Here is an 18,403-nt window from a genome sequence, read left to right as displayed (position 1 = left end):
TAGTCAAAATGAATAAAATAGCCTTTATCGATATGGAAGGTGTCTTAGTCCCAGAAATATGGAAATTTTTGGCTATACGCCTAGATATATCTGAGCTTAGCATCACAACAAGGGAAGTAGAGGATTATGAAAAACTGATGCTATATCGCATAGCTGTTCTAGAAAAATATCAGATCACGCTACCAAAAATACAAAGTATTATCGGGCAACTTAATCCAATTGAAGGAGCAAAAGAGTTTCTACAAGCATTAAAGATGAAAGGTTTTGAGATTAAAATCGTGTCAGACTGCTTTCATGAATTACTTGAAGGATTCTTGCAGCAGCTCGAAGTTCCAATGGATACCGTATATTGTCATCGTTTGCAGATTGATAGTGCAGGCTATGTTAATAAAGCACTATACAGTCGCCAACATGGTAAACATGAGATTATAGAAAAATATCCTTTATCATTGGGAAATAGTATAGCGATTGGCGACGCGTTTAATGATTTTACGATGCTAAGCGCAGCCACTCATGGATACTTATTCTCACCTTCAAAAGAAGTTGTAGAGAAAGCCTTACCTATGTTTAATATCGTAAATAGCTATCAGGAGATTATTGATTCTATTAAGGTGTGTCCTCAATCTGAACGAAAGAGCCTAAAAATGGCTAGATCTTGCCAAACTGCGTCAGACAGCTAGTCAAGATCTCGATATCATCTGAGCTACTTTCCTTGTTTGGCTGCAATTTATCTAATTTTAAGCCTTACAGTTTAAATGGTGACACGCCATAGTATTGACCGACTCTTATATATTTAAGCGTCAGTCTCCGTTTCACTATCTATATTGGCATCAATGTTAGCTTCAATATCGATCTGTGGTGCATCAACAGTCGTGACGACTCTAGATTCAACATACGGGCTGCTATATGCTGTGTCGATAGTGATTGGATAAATCTCTAAACGTTCCAATTCTGCTAATAAACCTTGGATAACTTCTTTTTTACGAGTGACAAATGTGGACGCAAAGCAGCGCCAGAATTTCCAGCCAGCACGCTCCAAAATACGCTGACGTTGCATATCGCTGTCCCATTTGTCAGGCCCATGATATCTATCACCGTCACATTCAATGGCTAGGCTGTTGTCGTTTTCACCTTCGACTACCATATCGATTCGGTAGGCACCTGCTTTAACCTGTGGAACCACTCGATAGCCTCTCTCCACCAGAAGATCAAAGACTTCCGTTTCAAAGGGAGACTCACATTTTTGACGCAAATCAGAGACTTCTTCTTCGTCTTGCATGAATGGTCCTTGAAAGTGTTTGATGAGTTCTGCTCGATAATGGTCAGCTTGGCTAAGCTCGTCTAGCTCAATACTACGTACTAAATACATTCTATCGCGCGCTCTTGAAGCAGCGACATTCATACGCTGGGCGAAAGTGTCTCTCGTTTGTGCATGAGCCGCTCCGGGTACTACTACCAATGACAAAAACATGATATCGCGCTCTTTACCTTGAAAGGTTCGGGCATCACCGCAAGCAATATCGAAAGCAGTCATTACCGCCTCATCTAGTTCTTTGTTGAGTATCTCCATAATGCTATGCGCTTGCTTATTACCTAGCAATGAGACAACACCGATGGTTTTACCTTTGTAGACTGGGTCAGAAACGATGAACTTGATTTCATCGACAATAAATCTGACTTCTGACGGGTTAATATCAGAGCCTTTTAACCGATAGCCATCGGTGATATAAATATCAATCAATGGAGGGTCTAAGCGCTCTGAAGGCTTGGCTTTACGCAAAGGTATCAGCTCATGGTTGTAAAACTCACGTTTTGAGAATTCAATGATAGGTGCCACACTACGGAAATGTTCTTTTAGCATGACGCTGCTATCGGCAAAAACGACTTTGAATAAGTCATATATTGAACGATCAGGTGACATCTGTGAGCGATAGACAGGGACTTGATTACTCAAGTATTGAGCCATCAAATTGCGAATTTTTTCGATATCGAGACCAACGCCTTCTGGTGACACTTGCTTATCGTCACCAACGATTAAAACCTTCTTTGCTCTCATGATTGCTGGCAACGCCGTTAAATCAGATTGAGATGCTTCATCGATGATAACCAAGTCAAAACTGCCAAACTCTGCTGGCAAGGATTCAGAAATACGATAATGCGGCATAATCCAACACGGGATAGCAGCACTTGCTCCCGCAGAGGCTTCGCGCGCTTCTCGGCGATAATAATGCGCGCCTTTACCTGTTCCTTTACCGATACGCATAATGGCAGAGCGGTATTTTTCTAAAGACGCTCTAACGTTTGGTGTCGCATTTTCTGCAACTTTTAGCCATGCTCTTTTGGTGATGGCTTCTTGATAGAGTCGTGCCAGATTTACTTCTAAATTGCCACGAGTTTTTGCCAGTTGAACTAACTCCTTGCGACCATCGATACTGTCGATAAAGCTTGTCAGTCTACCAATTCGCCAAATCTGCTGCCAGTTATCAGGCAGTAAGTCGTCAGGTTGCAAGTTATCTGATGCCAAGGTGTCTTGAGAATTATTATGAAGTTCAAAACGTAATTTTTTTGCCCAAAGTGGTGCACCGTTATCTTCAATGAGTTGGGTAACGTCAGCGACTGTCTGTAAGTCTGTTGCAAGGTTATTCACGCGTTGCAGCTCATTTAACAGCTCTTGATAGTCTGTTTGTAATTGTTCATCAGATAAATGCGGGTCACCAATATTTTGAGTGAAAAAGGCGATTATTTTTTCACTAATATTGCCTTCACCGTCAGCGAGGTTATTAAGTAATGTCTCTTTTAGTGTGAGACTTTCAGCCAGATTATGTCTCTTTAAATGTTGTTTAAGAACACTTTCAATCTCAGCCAAAATATCCGTGTCATACGATGCTGCAGAAATAACATCCCAATCTATGAATATAGTGCTTAACGCTTGCTTGATACTGTGCTGCAAGTTTTTACTAGCAATGATCTCATCATATAGATGAACGGCTGAATGTAACGCAGCCAGATTATTAGACGACACTTCAAATATTGGTAAGGACAGCTCATTTGATAAGGCATTCCAGCGAAGGATAAGCGCTTGAGCTTTTTTTCTAAACGCTATAAAGCTGGATATATATTGCCAGTCTTCTGTACTTGATGGTGCTGACGAGACTATCGTAATAGACTCAAGGCTTTTCTTTTCAGCAGACTTACCAAAAATACCAGCGAGACCAAATGGTTTTTTGCCTTCAGATAAATTTTTCACCGCGTCAACGAGCTCTGGATTTTTATCAAAATCATCAGTCATCGTAATAGGTTTGGTTAAATAAATAGTTCTCTCGTCAAAAAGCGCTTTGATTTCATCGTTTAGTATAGTGAGATGGCCGATAATATCTTGCTTAGTCTCATTAGCTAAATGCTGCTGAATATCTGTGGTCCAATTCTGACTAGCCGCTCCAATTTTTTGCAGTAAATCAATTAAACGAGATGTATTAGCAGTGGTTTCCTGAGCAATATCTAGCGTGCTAGCACTGTCATTGATTAAGCTTGGCAATTCTCCTTGTTGCTCAGCTGTTTGCGATTCATTGAGGTAACTTAAATCCTTATGAAGTTGCTTTATAACATTGGTAGGCGGTATGTCTGCAATAGCAGGAATCTTTTTATTAAAATAACTCAAGTCATTGCCGAGGTTTACTCTTGCGTCTTTTAGCGCTGTGATATCAGCATGAGTAAATCGAGGCTTAAAGTTCTCTTCTATACCCAACTTATCGGGAAAACTTTCGATAATCTGCCGGTTTTGAGCAACCTCAGTCGCGGCATCTATGGGCTTAATAGTTTCATTATCGATGGTGATATCATCAAGGTTTAACCGTGCCCAAGCCGTAATTTTATGATCAGTGCTGGCCAACTGTGCATGGATGGTATCGATTTGATTATCAAACATGAGGATGTCTTTTTTGTAGGCCTCGCGATTGATACTAGATACTTCGCTCGATATTTTTTTGATGGTATGTTCAAACTGCTTTAGACCTTCGTTTTCACTGGTCAGCAGGCTAACGGCGAGCGGGCGAATAGATTCAGGCAGTTGTCCTTGTAGTACCTTTAGCGCTGGGTCTTTCATCGACGTGACCAGTACCCGCTTGCCAAGTGCTAAGTAATGACAAATGACATTGGTAATAGTATGGGTTTTGCCTGTACCAGGTGGGCCTTGAACGACCACACCATCGTGAACATCCAACTGCTGTATGATTTGTACTTGTTCATCATTGAATGCTTTAGGGAAATATAGCTCAGCTGGCATGTCTGTATAATTTTCACTGCCGCTGACCATAGATAAACCACGATAAGCGGGTAGTATGATTTCTTTATTTTCTGTAGCAGGCTCGGTCAGCATTGCTATAAGCGCACTTGGTAAATGAAGGTCATCGCTATTTTCAAGCTGAATAGCGAACTTGTCTAAATCTTGCAAAAATATATTATTGCTTCTAGGACGCGCCATAATGACCCAAGTATCAGTGACGATTAGGTTGTTCTTCGCTTTAGGTATTTTTCGATCATCTGCACCAGTATGGTCTGGCTGATAAACGCCAGACGAGTCAAGCAAAGTAACGGCTGATTTTAAGATAGGCTCATAGCTACTTGGTAAAAAAGGACTTAATGACACATCCTCTGAATCATAAAACGCTTTGCTGTTTTTCAATAACTTGGCTAAACCTTGATTCTCATCCATGGAGAAAGGCTCAGTTTCAAGCGTAGGCACAGATAGGGTAGGCTTGATGAGTAACGCCATCGTTTTCTGATCTAAGGTGATTTCAACAGATTGTGTCAATAGGGGATACTTTATTTGTTTGCTACTTTGCTCATTGTCAGTGCTTTTTCGTAGGGCAATACCAACACCCCATACTAGCTCTAGCTGTGCATCAGCGAGATTGCCCTGAAGCTGTTGATTCAGCATGAATAGGCTGGAATACAGAGCAATACTTTGGCGAACGAGTTTCTCTTTTGCTAGCCAAGGTTGCCAAATATCTTTGAGGTACGTATTGAATTCATCTCGTACAGCGTCCCTTGCAGGAAAATCTCTTAAATAAATATTTGCCTGTAATGGTTCATCTAACTCTAATGTCTCATCCTGATGGTTATCCTCGACTTCAAATGGTGTGAATGCTTCTTCATGAGCGATAGCACCATCGTCTATTAAATTTTGTACATTGATTTTTTCTTGCAATAAAGGCTGATCGCCGCATTTTATTGGAAATATTAACCAATTTGCTAACAGTGAGCTGCTAGGTTTAGGTGCTGAGTTTTCACGTAAACGTTCTAGACGTAGCCAAACCTCTTCAGAGCTACCATCTATGATATTTAGGCTGATACCAGGCAGATTTAATACTTGCTCTTCTGTACAAGTGAAGTCACTGTGCTTCGTAAAGTCTTGAGTAGGCGCTTTTTTCATCAAAGCACACTGTTTAATGAATTCAATTTGAGAGGCCAATCTTTGTGCGTAAATACTCATTTATTAAATCTTCCAAATCATCAAAAATATTAGCGATTACTTCACTGAAAACACAAAGACCAAACTATAGCACAGAAATTAATGTCACTACTTAGAAGGTATTCATAGAAAAGTTGTCCAAAAAGATAGTTAAAAAGTTGATTAAAGTTGATTAAGGAAAGTGACGAGCCGGTGTGGTAATGATAGATTAATAATAGATGCAATTTCCACTGACTAAACTTTCTAAGCAACTTGCTACTCATGACTTTAAAGATGCCTTAATTCATTAGATATATTTTCGTATAACCCGTCAATGACCACTTAATTGCCACATTATTCCATTTAAAAATACTTATCTAGCGAATATATAACTAAAAGTATTAGATAACAAAAAAGTCCGTCAGATAAGGGTTTAAAATTTGTTCTAATGCGTTACTATTACCACCTAATTCTGTTAGACCCTCATATTTGATACTCTGTATTAACACCCTAAGAAAAGGATAGGTTATGCGCTATGAAGTGATCGTTATCGGTGCAGGTATGGTTGGCACCTCAGTTGCGTGGCATCTACAAAAAAATAGTTCACAAGTACTGATGTTAGATAAGAAATTACCAGGTTCAGAGACCTCGTATGGTAATGCTGGATTGATTCAGCGTGAAGCCATTCATACCCATCCTTTTCCTCGTCAATTGACTGAAATGATCAGAGTATTACCGAACCAAGGTACTGACATTCGCTATCGCATACCAGCGATTCTGCGTTACCATCAAGCGCTATTACAGTACTGGAAATATTCTGTACCTGCGACTGTCAAACAAATCGAATCAGAGTGGCAGACGCTGATCGCGCATTGTACCAGTGAGCATCAGACAATGATTTCAGCATCTGGTGCTGACGAGCTTATCACGCGTGATGGCTGGTTACAGTTGCATCGTTCTGAAGAGACGTTTAAAGAAGCACAAGCGTCAGCCATTGATGCTCGCAACCAAGGTGTTGAACATAATGTCCTAAACCTTGAAGAGCTAAAAGCAATGGAACCTAGCGCCAATTTTGAAGGTTTCGTTGGGGCGATTCATTGGAAAAACTCTTGGCAAGTATCGAACCCAAGCTCGCTGGTCAAAGCGTATGCGAAAAATTTCCAAGAGATGGGCGGCACGATCAAAGAAAGCGATGTCAAAGAAATCGTACAAGACGGCGAAGGTTGGAAAGTTATCACTGATAACGATACGTATTATAGTGATAAATTGGTCATCGCCGCGGGTCCTTGGTCGAACGACTTGATTAAACCGCTTGGTTATAATCTGCCATTGTTCCCAATGCGTGGTTATCATCAGCATTTCAAAGTGACGGAAAAAAACACCATCAATCACAGCATGTTCGATATGGACAAAGGCTTTGTGATGGGTCCAATGCAGCAAGGTATCCGTATCACGACTGGTGCTGAGATGACCACTATGGATGCGCCAAAGAATTTTGGCCAATTAAAAACCGTATTGAAGCTAGCTCGCAAAATCTTACCATTAGAAGACGCGGTAGAATCTGAAGCTTGGGCAGGATCACGTCCTTGTATGCCAGATATGAAGCCAGTTATTGGTCCTGCGGATAAGCATGACAAATTATGGTTTGCGTTTGGTCACAGTCATCAAGGTTTTACTTTAGGGCCTATGACAGGGCGTCTCGTTGAAGAGATGATTCATGACAAGCCATTATTGGTAGATGTTGCGCCATTTAGCGCCCAGCGTTTTTCGAAATAAAAGTGCATTTGATAGATTTAGCACAGACTTAAATCAATAATTTGAAGGGATATAAAATGATCAAAAAACTACACAGCACTCAACGCATGAGCAGAATTGTCGTCCACAACCAGACCGTATATTTATGTGGTCAAGTGGGCAATACAGAAGACGATATCAAAGCACAAACTTTGACGTGTTTAGAAAAGATCCAAACGCTGCTAGAAGAAGTCGGTAGCGATAAATCAAAATTACTATCAGTGACGGTTTGGATCAAAGACATGGCAGATTTTGCTGCTATGAATGAAGTCTATGATAAATGGTTTGAAGGCATTCAGCCTCCAGCCCGTGCTTGTGGCGAGTCAGCACTAGCACGTCCTGAGCTATTAGTTGAGATGATCGCTATCGCTGCTGAGTAGTAGACTGAACGTAATATTTGTATTAAACGAAAAGGACATGATAGCGATATCATGTCCTTTTTTATGTTGTGCTCAATATATGCACAGGCTTTAATGCTATGGTCGATAACCAGCATCCAAGACTATAGTCAATCCACTATAGTCAGTGAAAAGTAATATCGATACATCACGCAATGCTGATATCAATTTTTTTGCTTGCTTGCTTGCTTGCTTGCTGTGCCTGTGCAGGCAGAAGCTACAAAAAATTAATATCAGCAGTATCGCAGCGTTTTTGGGGTATTTTGACTATATAAAAGAGTGATAGTATTAACCTCGCTTGAAGTAATTACATCTACACTCGGTCGCCTTGTATTTCTTTTAAATTGAATGGACTGCATGCTTAACTATTCAGGGTTAATAAAAAACCCAAGCCTACAATTAGGCTTGGGTTTAATGTCTAATGATCTTTAAGCCTGCCATAAAGCATAATTGCTATGCTTTAAGTGTTTAAAAAGACTTATTTAGCGACTTTATCATCTTGGTTCAATTGTACGTATTTATCAAAGTTTTGTGCATAATCGGTTAAGTTGTCGCTTAGCATTTGGCGATACTGTTTGACGTAGAACTCAACGATATCGTCTTTTTCTTTGGCAAAATCATCACCCTTTACAAAGCCAATAGAAGCAACTGACGCGCTATAACGTGCGGCAGCATACAACAAAGACGCGCCTACTTGACCTGAATGAGCATCAGAACCCAACTGACTGTTGGCGATACCAATGATGGCATCGGCACGTTGATAAAACGCCTGCATTTCAGGGGTGATTTCAACGCTAGCATCAACATTGTTGTCTTGAATGTTGCTGTCTTGAGTGTTGCTGTCTTGAATATTGTCTTGAGACATAAGCGATTCCTAATAAGTATCGGTAATTTTGGATTTATAGAGACGGTCTGTTTGTAAGAGACTAAGGGACATAACGTGGTATTTTTACAAGCCTGCGTCTGCTTTTAAGATTTCAGCTTTGTCCGTTTTTTCCCACGTAAAGGCAGTTTCAGAGCCAGGACGACCAAAATGCCCAAACGTCGCAGTCTGCTGATACATAGGTTGCAATAAGTTCAGCATACGGGTAATGCCATAAGGGCGCAGATCAAAATGGGTACGAATCAGGCGAATGATCTCGTCATGGCTGATGTTGCTGGTACCAAAGGTGTTGACCGAGATAGATGTCGGTTCAGCGACCCCAATGGCATAGCTCACTTGCACTTCACAGCGGTCAGCCAGCCCAGCAGCGACGATGTTTTTGGCAACATAACGCACAGCATAAGCAGCGCTGCGATCTACTTTTGAAGGGTCTTTGCCACTAAAGGCACCGCCGCCATGACGTGCCATGCCGCCATAAGTATCAACGATGATTTTACGACCCGTCAATCCAGCGTCACCAACCGGCCCACCAATGACAAATTTGCCCGTGGGATTGATGTGGTAGCGTGTGCCAGCATGCAGTAGGTCTGCTGGCAATACTTGCTTGATGATAGATTCCATAATCGCTTCTTGCAAATCTGCTTGCGAGATACTGGGATCATGCTGGGTCGATAGGACGACAGCATCGATAGCAACGGGACGAGTGCCATCATATTTTAGGGTAACTTGCGCCTTGGCATCGGGACGCAACCATGGCAGATCGCCAGCGCGGCGTAGCTCAGACTGACGCTCCATCAAGCGATGAGCATATTCAATAGCGGCTGGCATCAATACTTCAGTCTCGTTGCTGGCGTAGCCAAACATCAAGCCTTGATCGCCTGCACCTTGCTCTTCAGGATCGCTACGATCGACACCTTGGGCAATTTCTGGAGATTGCTTACCCAGCATGTTAATAACCGCACACGTCTCGCCATCAAAACCCAAGTCAGAATGATGATAACCGATACCGTTGACAGTATCACGCACGATACGTTCGACGTCGATATTTGCCGTTGTGGTCACTTCACCAGCCAATATCACGGCACCTGTTTTAACCAAGGTTTCGCAGGCAACGCGGGCATGGAGATCTTCACGTAAGATGGCATCAAGAATAGCATCTGAGATTTGGTCAGCCATTTTATCAGGATGGCCTTCGCTCACAGATTCTGAGGTAAATAAGTTGTATTCACGCATAGTTGGATCGCTTAATGGCAAGGACTGTAATCTATAAACTCAGTCAGGATTAAATGTTAACGGAAAAATAAGGCAAAATTGAATCAAAAAATTATGACATTTTACCGTGAATCGAGTTAAAACTCTAGCGATGGATAGTATTATGAAGTAACTGGGCATGGATTGGATTAACCATGGTAAAAGTCATCAATATCGCTATTTTCTTGCCAGCGATATTCAGTATAGTTAGCGATCTGACGAGCCGTCTCTATGTCATGTCTGTCAGCGATAAAGCCAAGCGCCATATCCATGCCAGCACTAACCCCTGAAGAAGTATAAAACTTGCCATCGATGACCCAGCGCGCTTGCTCTACCCAATCAACTTTATCAGACTGCGTTATTACCCATTGCCATGAGAGCTTATTAGACGTTGCACGCTTACCATCCAAAACACCAGCTTTAGCCAATAATGCACTACCCGTACAAACGCTAAGCGCCCAATCAGCGTGTTCAACCAGTGTGGTAAGCGCCTGCAAAAACGGTCTATGATTGATCTGCTGGCGAGTACCCATTCCGCCAACCATCAATACAATATCAGTCTGATACGCCAATTCTGTGACAGCGACCGTTTGCATCGCAACGCCATGTTTACTGTGAATGATACCACCACTCAGCGAGGCAAATTGCAGACGATAATGCTCAGGCAAGCAGCCAAACATCTCGATAGGTCCAAACAGATCCAAGGTCTCAAAATCGTCAAATAGTAGGGCGGTTAGCGTATGCATTGGGCTTCCTCAATTCTAAATAAAGAGTGCTTGTAATTCTGAAAGCTGTAATTCTGAAAGCTACAGTCCTTAAAACTATAATCCTTAAAACTACAATTCCAAAAACTTGGCTTTGTCCTTAAACATACATTCGTCATAGACAGGACAAGCACCGCATTTGGGTGTACGAGCTTGGCAGGTATAGCGGCCATGCAAAATCAGATAATGATGCGCATCTACGATAAAGTCGTCTGGGATACGTTCGACCAGCTTTTTTTCAACGATTAACACGTTTTTGCCCGTGGCAAGGCCAGTACGATTGCCCACGCGAAAGATATGCGTATCGACTGCCATAGTTGGCTGCCCAAAAGCAGTATTTAAGACCACATTGGCGGTTTTGCGTCCAACGCCAGCGAGCGATTCTAAGTCCTTACGATTATCAGGGACGGTACTATCAAACTTCTCAATCAAATCTTGGCAGGTTTTAATGACGTTTTTAGCTTTGGCATTATATAAGCCAATATTTTTTATATAGGACTTTAAACCCTCTTCACCCAATGCCAAGATTGCTTCAGGGGTATTCGCCACTGGATATAATTTCTGGGTGGCAATATTGACACTCACATCCGTCGCTTGCGCAGATAAGATGACTGCAATCAATAGCTCAAAATTACTTTTATAATGTAATTCCGTCACTGGCTCATCAATCGTCGCTGCCAACTTTTCAAAGAATGGACGGACGTCACGATTGGGCATGCGCCGCGATGGTGGGGTATCGGCAGTTTTGTGCTTGACGGTTTTACTCATGGTATTTTTACCATTAATTAGTCTAGGGTCTGTTGAACATTTTTAACGTGAAGCCACTATATAACGCACGTATTTATAAAATGGTCATAGCTGCGCAAGTTCGGCTTGCAATGCGTCAAGATCCGTTTGTTTGCTCTCATTTGGACGAGCACTTAATTGTTTTTCTAGCTTTTTGATTTTACTGCGTAGCTTGGCTGCTGCAATGGTGTTTTTTGCTTGTGCTTCGCTGATATTCAGCGATTGACTGGCGGCATTATTCAGCTTTGCTTCTACCATGCTGACCACCGGTCTACTATTGCTGCTATCAGCAAGCTGCTCGGTGACGCGTCTAAGATGAGTATGATAGCGCTGCCTTAAGTCTTCTTGTTCTGCCTCGCGCTCAGAGATAGACAGCTCGCGCTCAATCGTGACCAAATCAATGCAATCAACTGGGCAAGGTGCGATACAAAGCTCACAGCCCGTGCACAAGTCCGTAAAGATAGTGTGCATGTGCTTGCCAGTACCAACGATAGCATCGACGGGGCAGGCGGGTATACATTTAGTACAGCCGATACAGTCATCTTCACGGATGACGGCGCGTACCTCGGTCGGTCGCGTCGATGTGGCGTCTATCGGCCACTGAGATGGCGCGGCTTTGAAGGTTGTTTCATCACTGTCAAGAGTCACGATTTGCGCAATAGCATCGGTAACAGGTTGACCGCCCGGCACACATTTATTATACGGCTCGTTATCTACTACAATAGCGGTAGCATAAGGCAGGCAACCGTCTGGATGTTCACACAGACCGCACTGCGTCTGCGGCAGACAGGCATCAATAAGGGCAATTTTTGCTTGCATATCAGCAGGCAATGTTTCGATATTCAAGGTATCGAACAGTATGGGTAGATTGATTAGACGAATATTACTACTGCTTTGCATTTAATTAAAAACCTTAACATCGGTCATCAAGACTGGCGTTATTAACATGGATAGAGACATTAAAGTGAGGCGCTTGTATTATAGTAGATAACCAATCTACTATAGTGCGATGCCTTGTTCATGGGCAATCTGGGCGATCAGCTCGTAGGCAATGCTGCCCTTAAACGGTATTTTGGGCAGATTAGAGAGGTCAAAAAAATCGGCGTGTGACAGCTCATCTTCTTGTATTACAATATCGCCAGCCGCATAAGAAGCGCGAAAGCCAAGCATTAAATTAGAAGGAAATGGCCATGGCTGACTGCTGACATAGCGAATATCTGATAGGCTAATATTCACCTCTTCTGCTACTTCTCGCACTACCGCATGCTCTAGACTTTCACCCACTTCTACAAAACCTGCAATCAAGCCGTACATTAGGGGGCGCTTTTGTTCTCCATAGCGGTGATGATGGGCGAGCAGAATTTGCATTTCACCGGTTTGAGGGTTCGGTCGAGTGATAGCCGTGATGACGCAAGGCTGGACACGGGGGTATTGGCGTAATCGGCATACTGGACAGACCATGGCGCGCTCATCTGCTGTGGCATGAACGACTGGGGATGCGCAGCGACTACAAAACTGCGTATCTGTCTGCCAGCGTAACAGCTGTATGGCTTGGCTAATCTGAGCTGATAAGGCGGCAGGTAACTGCGTGATAAGCTGTCGATACGGCACAAAAGCGTTCCCGCTGCCCTCTGCAATAATAGGCAATGCGATATCATGCGCTACTGCATAATCATACGTGATGGCATTGGCTGCTTGCGCAGTGAAAGTGGCAGCGTCCTCGGTAGTTCTAGAATTAGACTCAGTCGCAACCAAACTCTCTGTACCATCATTGATACTATCATTAGCCTCAGACTGCCAGTGACTTGGTGCTAGGCTTTCGAGTAGTGCTACGTTGCCTATCTGATAGGTAGGCTGTAGCTCTTTGTCACTGTTACTGTCACTGTTATTTTTACTGATATTGAACGGTGGTAGTTGGATGTGCAATGGCCACCAGCCATTGATCGTTTGATGGCAGAGTAAGGTATCATCACTAAATACAAAAGCGCGAGTCATAAGCAGGTTTCCAAACGGTCTAAATCAAGTACGTAGCAAATGAGATACGAACTTGTTTAAAATAAAAGTTTTAAATCACTCGTCAGCACAGATACCGCTAAAATCATTAAGCGGCAAGTAATTGGCTTAAGCTTCTTTGACCGACATTAAGCGCTTGTTTACTCACTGGACGGTTGTGCTCAAAACCATCTAAATGATGATCAACAGCCATAATAACGTCAGCGATATAAGCTAAGGTGCTGTCATCGATGCGATTGCCACTTTCGATACGTTGCTGTATATAGTTGGCCAATTGACTCAGCATACTGGCCGGTGTTAGCAGTTGTAAAAAGCGTACCGCGCCTGCTACTTGACGTAGCATTTCAGGTATGTTTTGAATGTTGAGCATATCGCGCTCAGGCTCAGATAAGTAATCGTTAATCGCTTGCTCGGCACTAGCAATGGCAGTACGACTTTCTTGTATTAAAGTATCATAAGCTGTATTGAGCTGATGCAACGAGATATGGGGGTTATTGAGTGGCAAGTAGATCGCCCCTGGGGTATGCATCTCAGCCATGGCGATAGTAGCGTTTTCAGCATGCATTAATGCCAATAGTAGATAATCAAAATCTTCAGGTGAGGGTGTGCGCCATTTGCTTACTGCATCTGCTGCTGCATTCAGGCTGGTCGCCGCATTTGACAGTCCCAACAAGCGTAATGCTGAACCCAGTACCGTCAACTGCTCGATAATTTGTGCTGTTTGCATATCAGCAGGATTGAGTGAATCACCGCGTGCATAGCTATCGACATCTTCTTTAATCGTATTGATTTGCGTTTGAATAATAGCGTTCAACGTATCCGTTAGCGCACGATTAGGACCGAATAAAAAGCGCTTCATTTGCTCGCGCTGTGGGCCTTCTAATTGATTGGACGCATATTGTTCACGCAGCAGTTTTGCTGCTTCGTTATCGCGCTGACAAGCAAAACTGACTAAATCAGCAAAACGCGTGTCCATGATGGGTAGATAGCTTTGGAACTGCTGCTCTAGATAAATGAGCGTATGCTTCTGGCTGAGGTTAAGTGGCAAAATGGTCGCAAGATCAGTGACCGCAGCAGTAGCGGCTTGCCAGAATAGACTGTTGCTATGAGCGGCTATCAACGCACATGCAGCACTCATGGCATCTAGATTTTGTTGAGCATCTTGGCTCACTACGCCATCTTGATTGAGCAGTGCAATCCCAAGACCACTACGATAGGCATAGGTCAGCAGCTCACTGTCGAGGTTAAGCTCGTGCAAGGGCTGAAAGTTTTTTTCAGGGTTGGCAATAATGACACTGCTACTACCAAATGTCGCAAAATAGTCTGCTTCGATAGGCGCGAGCTGTCCATGAGCATTAAGCTTATTAATGATAGGTAATAGCAAAGTTGGCTCTACTGACTCAGTCAATAGCACAAATTCCACATAACGATCCAGAGTCATGATGGCTTCTGACAGATCCATAATCAACGCAGTATCGTTATTATCACCACTGTTATAAAGGCGCTGTAAGCCATTGACGATGGCGGTATTTAACACTTCTGCACCAACCAAAGAAATCAATTCAAAAATACAAGACAGCTGCTTTAGCACAGTAATAGAGTCTAATAATAAAGGAGATTGACTATTGTCATCGTTAAATTCGCTCAGATGAATCTCAGTGTCTTTAAGGGTGACGATAATTTCATCATGCAACAGATGTAGCGATGGCAGGTTAAAGTCAGTAACACTAAGCGTTGGGGCAGTTAATTTCATTTGTGTAGACTGGTTCATAGTTATTTTTCCATAACGTACTGATGAAAATAGCGATCATTTAGACGATGATTTAACAGGCGTTTATGAGTAACCGATAACGCTCATGATGATAATCAAAACTATACAGTATCCAAATGTCAGTATAAAAGGTTATTTTAATCACATGCTATATGTTGGCTTTTAATTCAGAATATTCTTCGGCTAACTCGCTATACCAACTCTGATTGGCCGTCTCATCAGTGGGTGATGCTAGTAATAAAGAGGCCAAATTGGCAAAGTGAGCATGCGCTGTCTGTCCACCGTCTGCTTGAGAGTCTTCTTCGATAGCGAGGGTGACTTGTCCACCAGTCATCGCCAGATAGACTTCGGCTAAAATCTCGGAGTCCAATAATGCTCCATGGAATGTACGGTCTTGTTTACCGACATCTAAGCGGCGCACGAGGGCATCTAGGGTGTTTTTTTGCCCTGGATATTGTTGCTTGGCCATGACTAGCGAGTCAGTGACTTTTACCCGTTGTGCAAAGTCATTCATCCCAACTTTAGCAAACTCCATATTTAAGAAGTTCATATCAAAGGTGGCATTATGAGCGATGATTTCGGCACCATCCATAAAGTCGTACAAGGACTGAGCAACTTGATCAAAGGTCGGTTTATCAGCCAAAAACGCTTCTGAGATACCATGAATACGAATAACTTCCTCATCCATACCGCGCTGCGGATTGATATAGACGTGTAGCTTTTCACCGGTAAATTTACGCCCAACCATCTCAACGATACCGACTTCGACGATACGATCGCCTTTTAGGGCATCAAGTCCTGTGGTCTCGGTATCCATAATCAGCTGACGATCAGATTGGTGACGGTTTACTGGCTTGGGTAGCAATGGCTTAAAATATGGATTGGCACGGCTGGTGTCACCGTCAAATTTTGGCTCATCAGTCGGCGTATCTGGATTGTCATTATTCATTATGGTGTCAGTCGTCATCGTCTGGGCTTCTGGCATGTCTGTGGTACTCATTGGTTTGCTAGCATTGTCATGGCTTTGTTCGTCTAATAGAGGGTTGTCGAATGCTTCATCATCGAGGGCCTCATAATCGAGCACTTCTTCGTCAAGCTCGTCATCCATATCAAGACCTAACGGATCATATTTTAGCCAGTCATCATTATTAGAGGCGCTTTGATTAGAGGTGTTTTGCGATTCATTAGGCATTATTGGCTCTTTTTTTTTAGCCATTTCTTGCGCATCTCTTGTCGATAAACCTTCACTGCTGGACGTCACGCCTAAGTTTGCCAGCTCGTCCGCTTTTTCATTACCTGCATGTCCAGCGTGACCCTTCACCCAATGCCAGTCAACGTCGCGCTGTTGGCATAACGCGTCTAATTGTTGCCAAAGGTCTTGATTGGCAACGGGTTTTTTACTGGCTGTTTTCCAGCCTCGTTTTTTCCAGCCTTCAATCCATTCAGTAATGCCTTTTTTGACATAGCTGGAGTCTGTCCAAATCTCGAGATTGTGCTCATGCGGGCTATGGGTCAATGCTTGTATCGCACCCATTAACTCCATGCGATTATTGGTGGTTTCTTTCGTGCCGCCATATAAATCCTGCGTGTGCCCATCACTAAATATCAAGTGTGCGCCCCAACCACCAGCACCCGGATTGCCTTTACAGGCGCCATCAGTGTAGGCCACCGTGGTATTTGTTTTGGCGGCCAACGGATCAATCGCGTGGTCTTTATGGCTATGTGGCGTAGAAGTGCGATTGTCTGACATAAAAAATGTATGACCTAATAAGTGATTAACGTAGAATAGAATTAAGCGGTTTTTCGAGCGCCATCAAAACAGTGGTGGCGCATCATTCAAATGCGTTTGAGTATAACAAATCTATCGTTGATATGGGCAATCGTAATGCACAAAATCGCAAAACCACATATCATAATAGTACGCCTTCCGTTTTCTGTTAAAATAGGCAGAATTGTTATAAGGAAACGAGCCCCTGACGGCATGAGTATCAGACTACTAACATCCTAAAGTAGCGTGAATAGTCATTTAAAGGGCAGTTTCAGTGGCTACTTTTTCCTCATAACTCACGAACGGCACTGATTAACGACAGCTTTCTTCTTATCTTCCTAAAAGTTTTAATGCACGAATGCAGGATAACCCTATTATGTCCTTACGCTCAAACGTTTTTTATAAAAGATTGACGCTGTTGATGGTCAGTATCACTGCGAGTAGCGCGTTACTGTTGAGCGCTTGCAATGATACTAGCACCCAAGCCGATACCGACGTAGTTGAAGCGGCAGCAGATCTGTCTGTCTTTGAAGGCTGCTATACGGTCAGTCATGATGAGCCTGCGCAAATAAAAGTCAGTCAGCAGGGTGGCACATGGATGATGCAAATGAAAGAGCCGGCAAGTAGCGGGCGCGTCTGGGATGACGCCGAGCCGTTAGAAGTGCTCGAAAGTAGCGAGATACCCACGTTTTTCTCTATAGATCCTGATAATGTTGACGCTGTCATTGGCCGTCCCGATAGAGTGCTGGTACTGGCTCATGTGAAGCCTGTCTATGCCAATATCGATCCGCTACTGGACAGTGAGTATTTGTCGTATATTTATCGCGGTGCCAATACTATCTATCGCGTAGAGTGTGATGACGTTAATACTGATATTTTAGCCAATCCGCATGCCAATATTATTATTGATAATGTCGGTACAGGCAGCTAAGCATAGGTCATCGATTATAAACAATCTTTTGTTATAAGCAGTCTATTCTTATAAGTAGTCTTTTCTCATAAGTAGTTAAGTCATTAGAGTCAGGTAATATGAATTTTTTTAGTTATGTGGTGTTGGGTGGATTTTCTTATGCGGCTGGTTGGGCGATAAGAACCTATGTATTAAACAAAAAACCTGAACCTGAGCAGCCTTACAATCTTAAGCATCCAGCTATCTTGGCGTATTTGGGCGGGTTCTTTATTGTTATGCTGATTGTCTCATGGCTCATCGGTCGCTACGTGCTTGGACATACCGCTATCGATTTCCCGTTCATCATTATAAACAGCCTCGTTGCGACCTTTGTGTATTCATTCGGTCTTAATCCCGAAAAAGCCCGTTATGATGTGCCGGATTGATAAAATTTTGAAAAAGTAAAATAGATAAAAATGTCGTTAATCTAGGGCGTGTTCTCATTTTAAAAATGGTCATAAAAATGAGATAAATTGCAGTCAAACGAGGAAAATAGCGCAAATAATATCGTGATATTAATCAGCTATTTGACGATGTTTGACAAAATTTAGCCATTTTTAGCCCATTTAGATACAAT

General features: G+C 42.8%; 14 protein-coding genes. 5 read left to right on the top strand and 9 right to left on the bottom strand.

The features are described from left to right. Nucleotides 1-8 precede the first annotated feature (8 nt). Nucleotides 9-680: a bifunctional phosphoserine phosphatase/homoserine phosphotransferase ThrH gene (gene thrH, locus RH96_RS08465; protein WP_010196166.1), complete on the top strand. Its 672-nt coding sequence runs from the start codon at nt 9-11 to the stop codon at nt 678-680. Between the two features lie 113 nt (nt 681-793). Here the strand turns inward: thrH and RH96_RS08460 are convergent, their stop codons facing one another. Further along, complete coding sequence (locus RH96_RS08460; RefSeq protein ID WP_010196164.1) at nt 794-5,491, bottom strand: AAA domain-containing protein; 4,698 nt, start codon at nt 5,489-5,491, stop codon at nt 794-796. A 486-nt stretch (nt 5,492-5,977) separates the two neighbouring features. Here RH96_RS08460 and RH96_RS08455 point away from each other — a divergent pair, with 486 nt between their 5' ends. Together RH96_RS08455 and RH96_RS08450 are read left to right on the top strand one after the other, a co-directional pair. Continuing rightward, nucleotides 5,978-7,225 (top strand): NAD(P)/FAD-dependent oxidoreductase, encoded by a 1,248-nt coding sequence (locus RH96_RS08455; protein WP_010196161.1) that lies wholly within the window; start codon nt 5,978-5,980, stop codon nt 7,223-7,225. 59 nt (nt 7,226-7,284) lie between these two features. Beyond that, nucleotides 7,285-7,623 (top strand): RidA family protein, encoded by a 339-nt coding sequence (locus tag RH96_RS08450; RefSeq protein ID WP_026037053.1) that lies wholly within the window; start codon nt 7,285-7,287, stop codon nt 7,621-7,623. 496 nt (nt 7,624-8,119) lie between these two features. Here RH96_RS08450 and RH96_RS08445 read toward each other — a convergent pair whose 3' ends face one another. The 8 genes from RH96_RS08445 to dnaQ form a co-directional block, all read right to left on the bottom strand. Then, complete coding sequence (locus RH96_RS08445; protein WP_010196153.1) at nt 8,120-8,506, bottom strand: DUF3144 domain-containing protein; 387 nt, start codon at nt 8,504-8,506, stop codon at nt 8,120-8,122. Nucleotides 8,507-8,590: 84 nt separating this feature from the next. After that, on the bottom strand, nt 8,591-9,757 hold the full coding sequence (gene metK / locus RH96_RS08440) for a methionine adenosyltransferase (RefSeq protein WP_010196152.1): 1,167 nt from the start codon (nt 9,755-9,757) through the stop codon (nt 8,591-8,593). 167 nt (nt 9,758-9,924) lie between these two features. Further along, a complete protein-coding gene (locus RH96_RS08435) occupies nt 9,925-10,521 on the bottom strand; it encodes a DJ-1/PfpI family protein (RefSeq protein ID WP_010196150.1) in 597 nt (198 codons plus the stop codon). 90 nt (nt 10,522-10,611) lie between these two features. After that, nucleotides 10,612-11,307, bottom strand: a complete 696-nt coding sequence (gene nth, locus RH96_RS08430; protein WP_010196146.1) for an endonuclease III — start codon at nt 11,305-11,307, stop codon at nt 10,612-10,614. 84 nt (nt 11,308-11,391) lie between these two features. After that, complete coding sequence (locus RH96_RS08425) at nt 11,392-12,225, bottom strand: RnfABCDGE type electron transport complex subunit B (protein WP_010196144.1); 834 nt, start codon at nt 12,223-12,225, stop codon at nt 11,392-11,394. A gap of 99 nt (nt 12,226-12,324) precedes the next feature. Continuing rightward, nucleotides 12,325-13,320, bottom strand: a complete 996-nt coding sequence (nudC, locus tag RH96_RS08420) for an NAD(+) diphosphatase (protein ID WP_010196142.1) — start codon at nt 13,318-13,320, stop codon at nt 12,325-12,327. A 106-nt stretch (nt 13,321-13,426) separates the two neighbouring features. Next, entirely contained in the window at nt 13,427-15,109 is a 1,683-nt protein-coding gene (locus RH96_RS08415; RefSeq protein ID WP_010196139.1) for a hypothetical protein, read from the bottom strand. 148 nt (nt 15,110-15,257) lie between these two features. Further along, complete coding sequence (dnaQ, locus tag RH96_RS08410) at nt 15,258-16,859, bottom strand: DNA polymerase III subunit epsilon (protein WP_010196136.1); 1,602 nt, start codon at nt 16,857-16,859, stop codon at nt 15,258-15,260. A 394-nt stretch (nt 16,860-17,253) separates the two neighbouring features. Here dnaQ and RH96_RS08405 point away from each other — a divergent pair, with 394 nt between their 5' ends. Beyond that, complete coding sequence (locus RH96_RS08405; protein ID WP_010196135.1) at nt 17,254-17,808, top strand: hypothetical protein; 555 nt, start codon at nt 17,254-17,256, stop codon at nt 17,806-17,808. Nucleotides 17,809-17,906: 98 nt separating this feature from the next. After that, nucleotides 17,907-18,212: a hypothetical protein gene (locus RH96_RS08400; protein ID WP_010196130.1), complete on the top strand. Its 306-nt coding sequence runs from the start codon at nt 17,907-17,909 to the stop codon at nt 18,210-18,212. Nucleotides 18,213-18,403: the final 191 nt, after the last annotated feature.

Source organism: Psychrobacter sp. PAMC 21119 (assembly GCF_000247495.1).
GTDB classification, from domain to species: domain Bacteria; phylum Pseudomonadota; class Gammaproteobacteria; order Pseudomonadales; family Moraxellaceae; genus Psychrobacter; species Psychrobacter glaciei.
The sequence above is the reverse complement of the archived record's forward strand: the minus strand, read 5'-3'. Positions and strand labels throughout refer to the sequence as shown.

Bases quoted from the DNA above. Each gene is read 5' to 3' on its own strand.
- RH96_RS08460 (WP_010196164.1), bottom strand. From the start codon at position 5,491: ATGAGTATTTACGCACAAAGATTGGCCTCTCAAATTGAATTCATTAAA.
- RH96_RS08415 (WP_010196139.1), bottom strand. From the start codon at position 15,109: ATGAACCAGTCTACACAAATGAAATTAACTGCCCCAACGCTTAGTGTT.
- RH96_RS08435 (WP_010196150.1), bottom strand. From the start codon at position 10,521: ATGCATACGCTAACCGCCCTACTATTTGACGATTTTGAGACCTTGGAT.
- RH96_RS08405 (WP_010196135.1), top strand. From the start codon at position 17,254: ATGTCCTTACGCTCAAACGTTTTTTATAAAAGATTGACGCTGTTGATG.
- metK (WP_010196152.1), bottom strand. From the start codon at position 9,757: ATGCGTGAATACAACTTATTTACCTCAGAATCTGTGAGCGAAGGCCAT.
- RH96_RS08445 (WP_010196153.1), bottom strand. From the start codon at position 8,506: ATGTCTCAAGACAATATTCAAGACAGCAACACTCAAGACAGCAACATT.
- RH96_RS08455 (WP_010196161.1), top strand. From the start codon at position 5,978: ATGCGCTATGAAGTGATCGTTATCGGTGCAGGTATGGTTGGCACCTCA.
- thrH (WP_010196166.1), top strand. From the start codon at position 9: ATGAATAAAATAGCCTTTATCGATATGGAAGGTGTCTTAGTCCCAGAA.
- nudC (WP_010196142.1), bottom strand. From the start codon at position 13,320: ATGACTCGCGCTTTTGTATTTAGTGATGATACCTTACTCTGCCATCAA.
- RH96_RS08400 (WP_010196130.1), top strand. From the start codon at position 17,907: ATGAATTTTTTTAGTTATGTGGTGTTGGGTGGATTTTCTTATGCGGCT.
- RH96_RS08425 (WP_010196144.1), bottom strand. From the start codon at position 12,225: ATGCAAAGCAGTAGTAATATTCGTCTAATCAATCTACCCATACTGTTC.
- nth (WP_010196146.1), bottom strand. From the start codon at position 11,307: ATGAGTAAAACCGTCAAGCACAAAACTGCCGATACCCCACCATCGCGG.
- dnaQ (WP_010196136.1), bottom strand. From the start codon at position 16,859: ATGTCAGACAATCGCACTTCTACGCCACATAGCCATAAAGACCACGCG.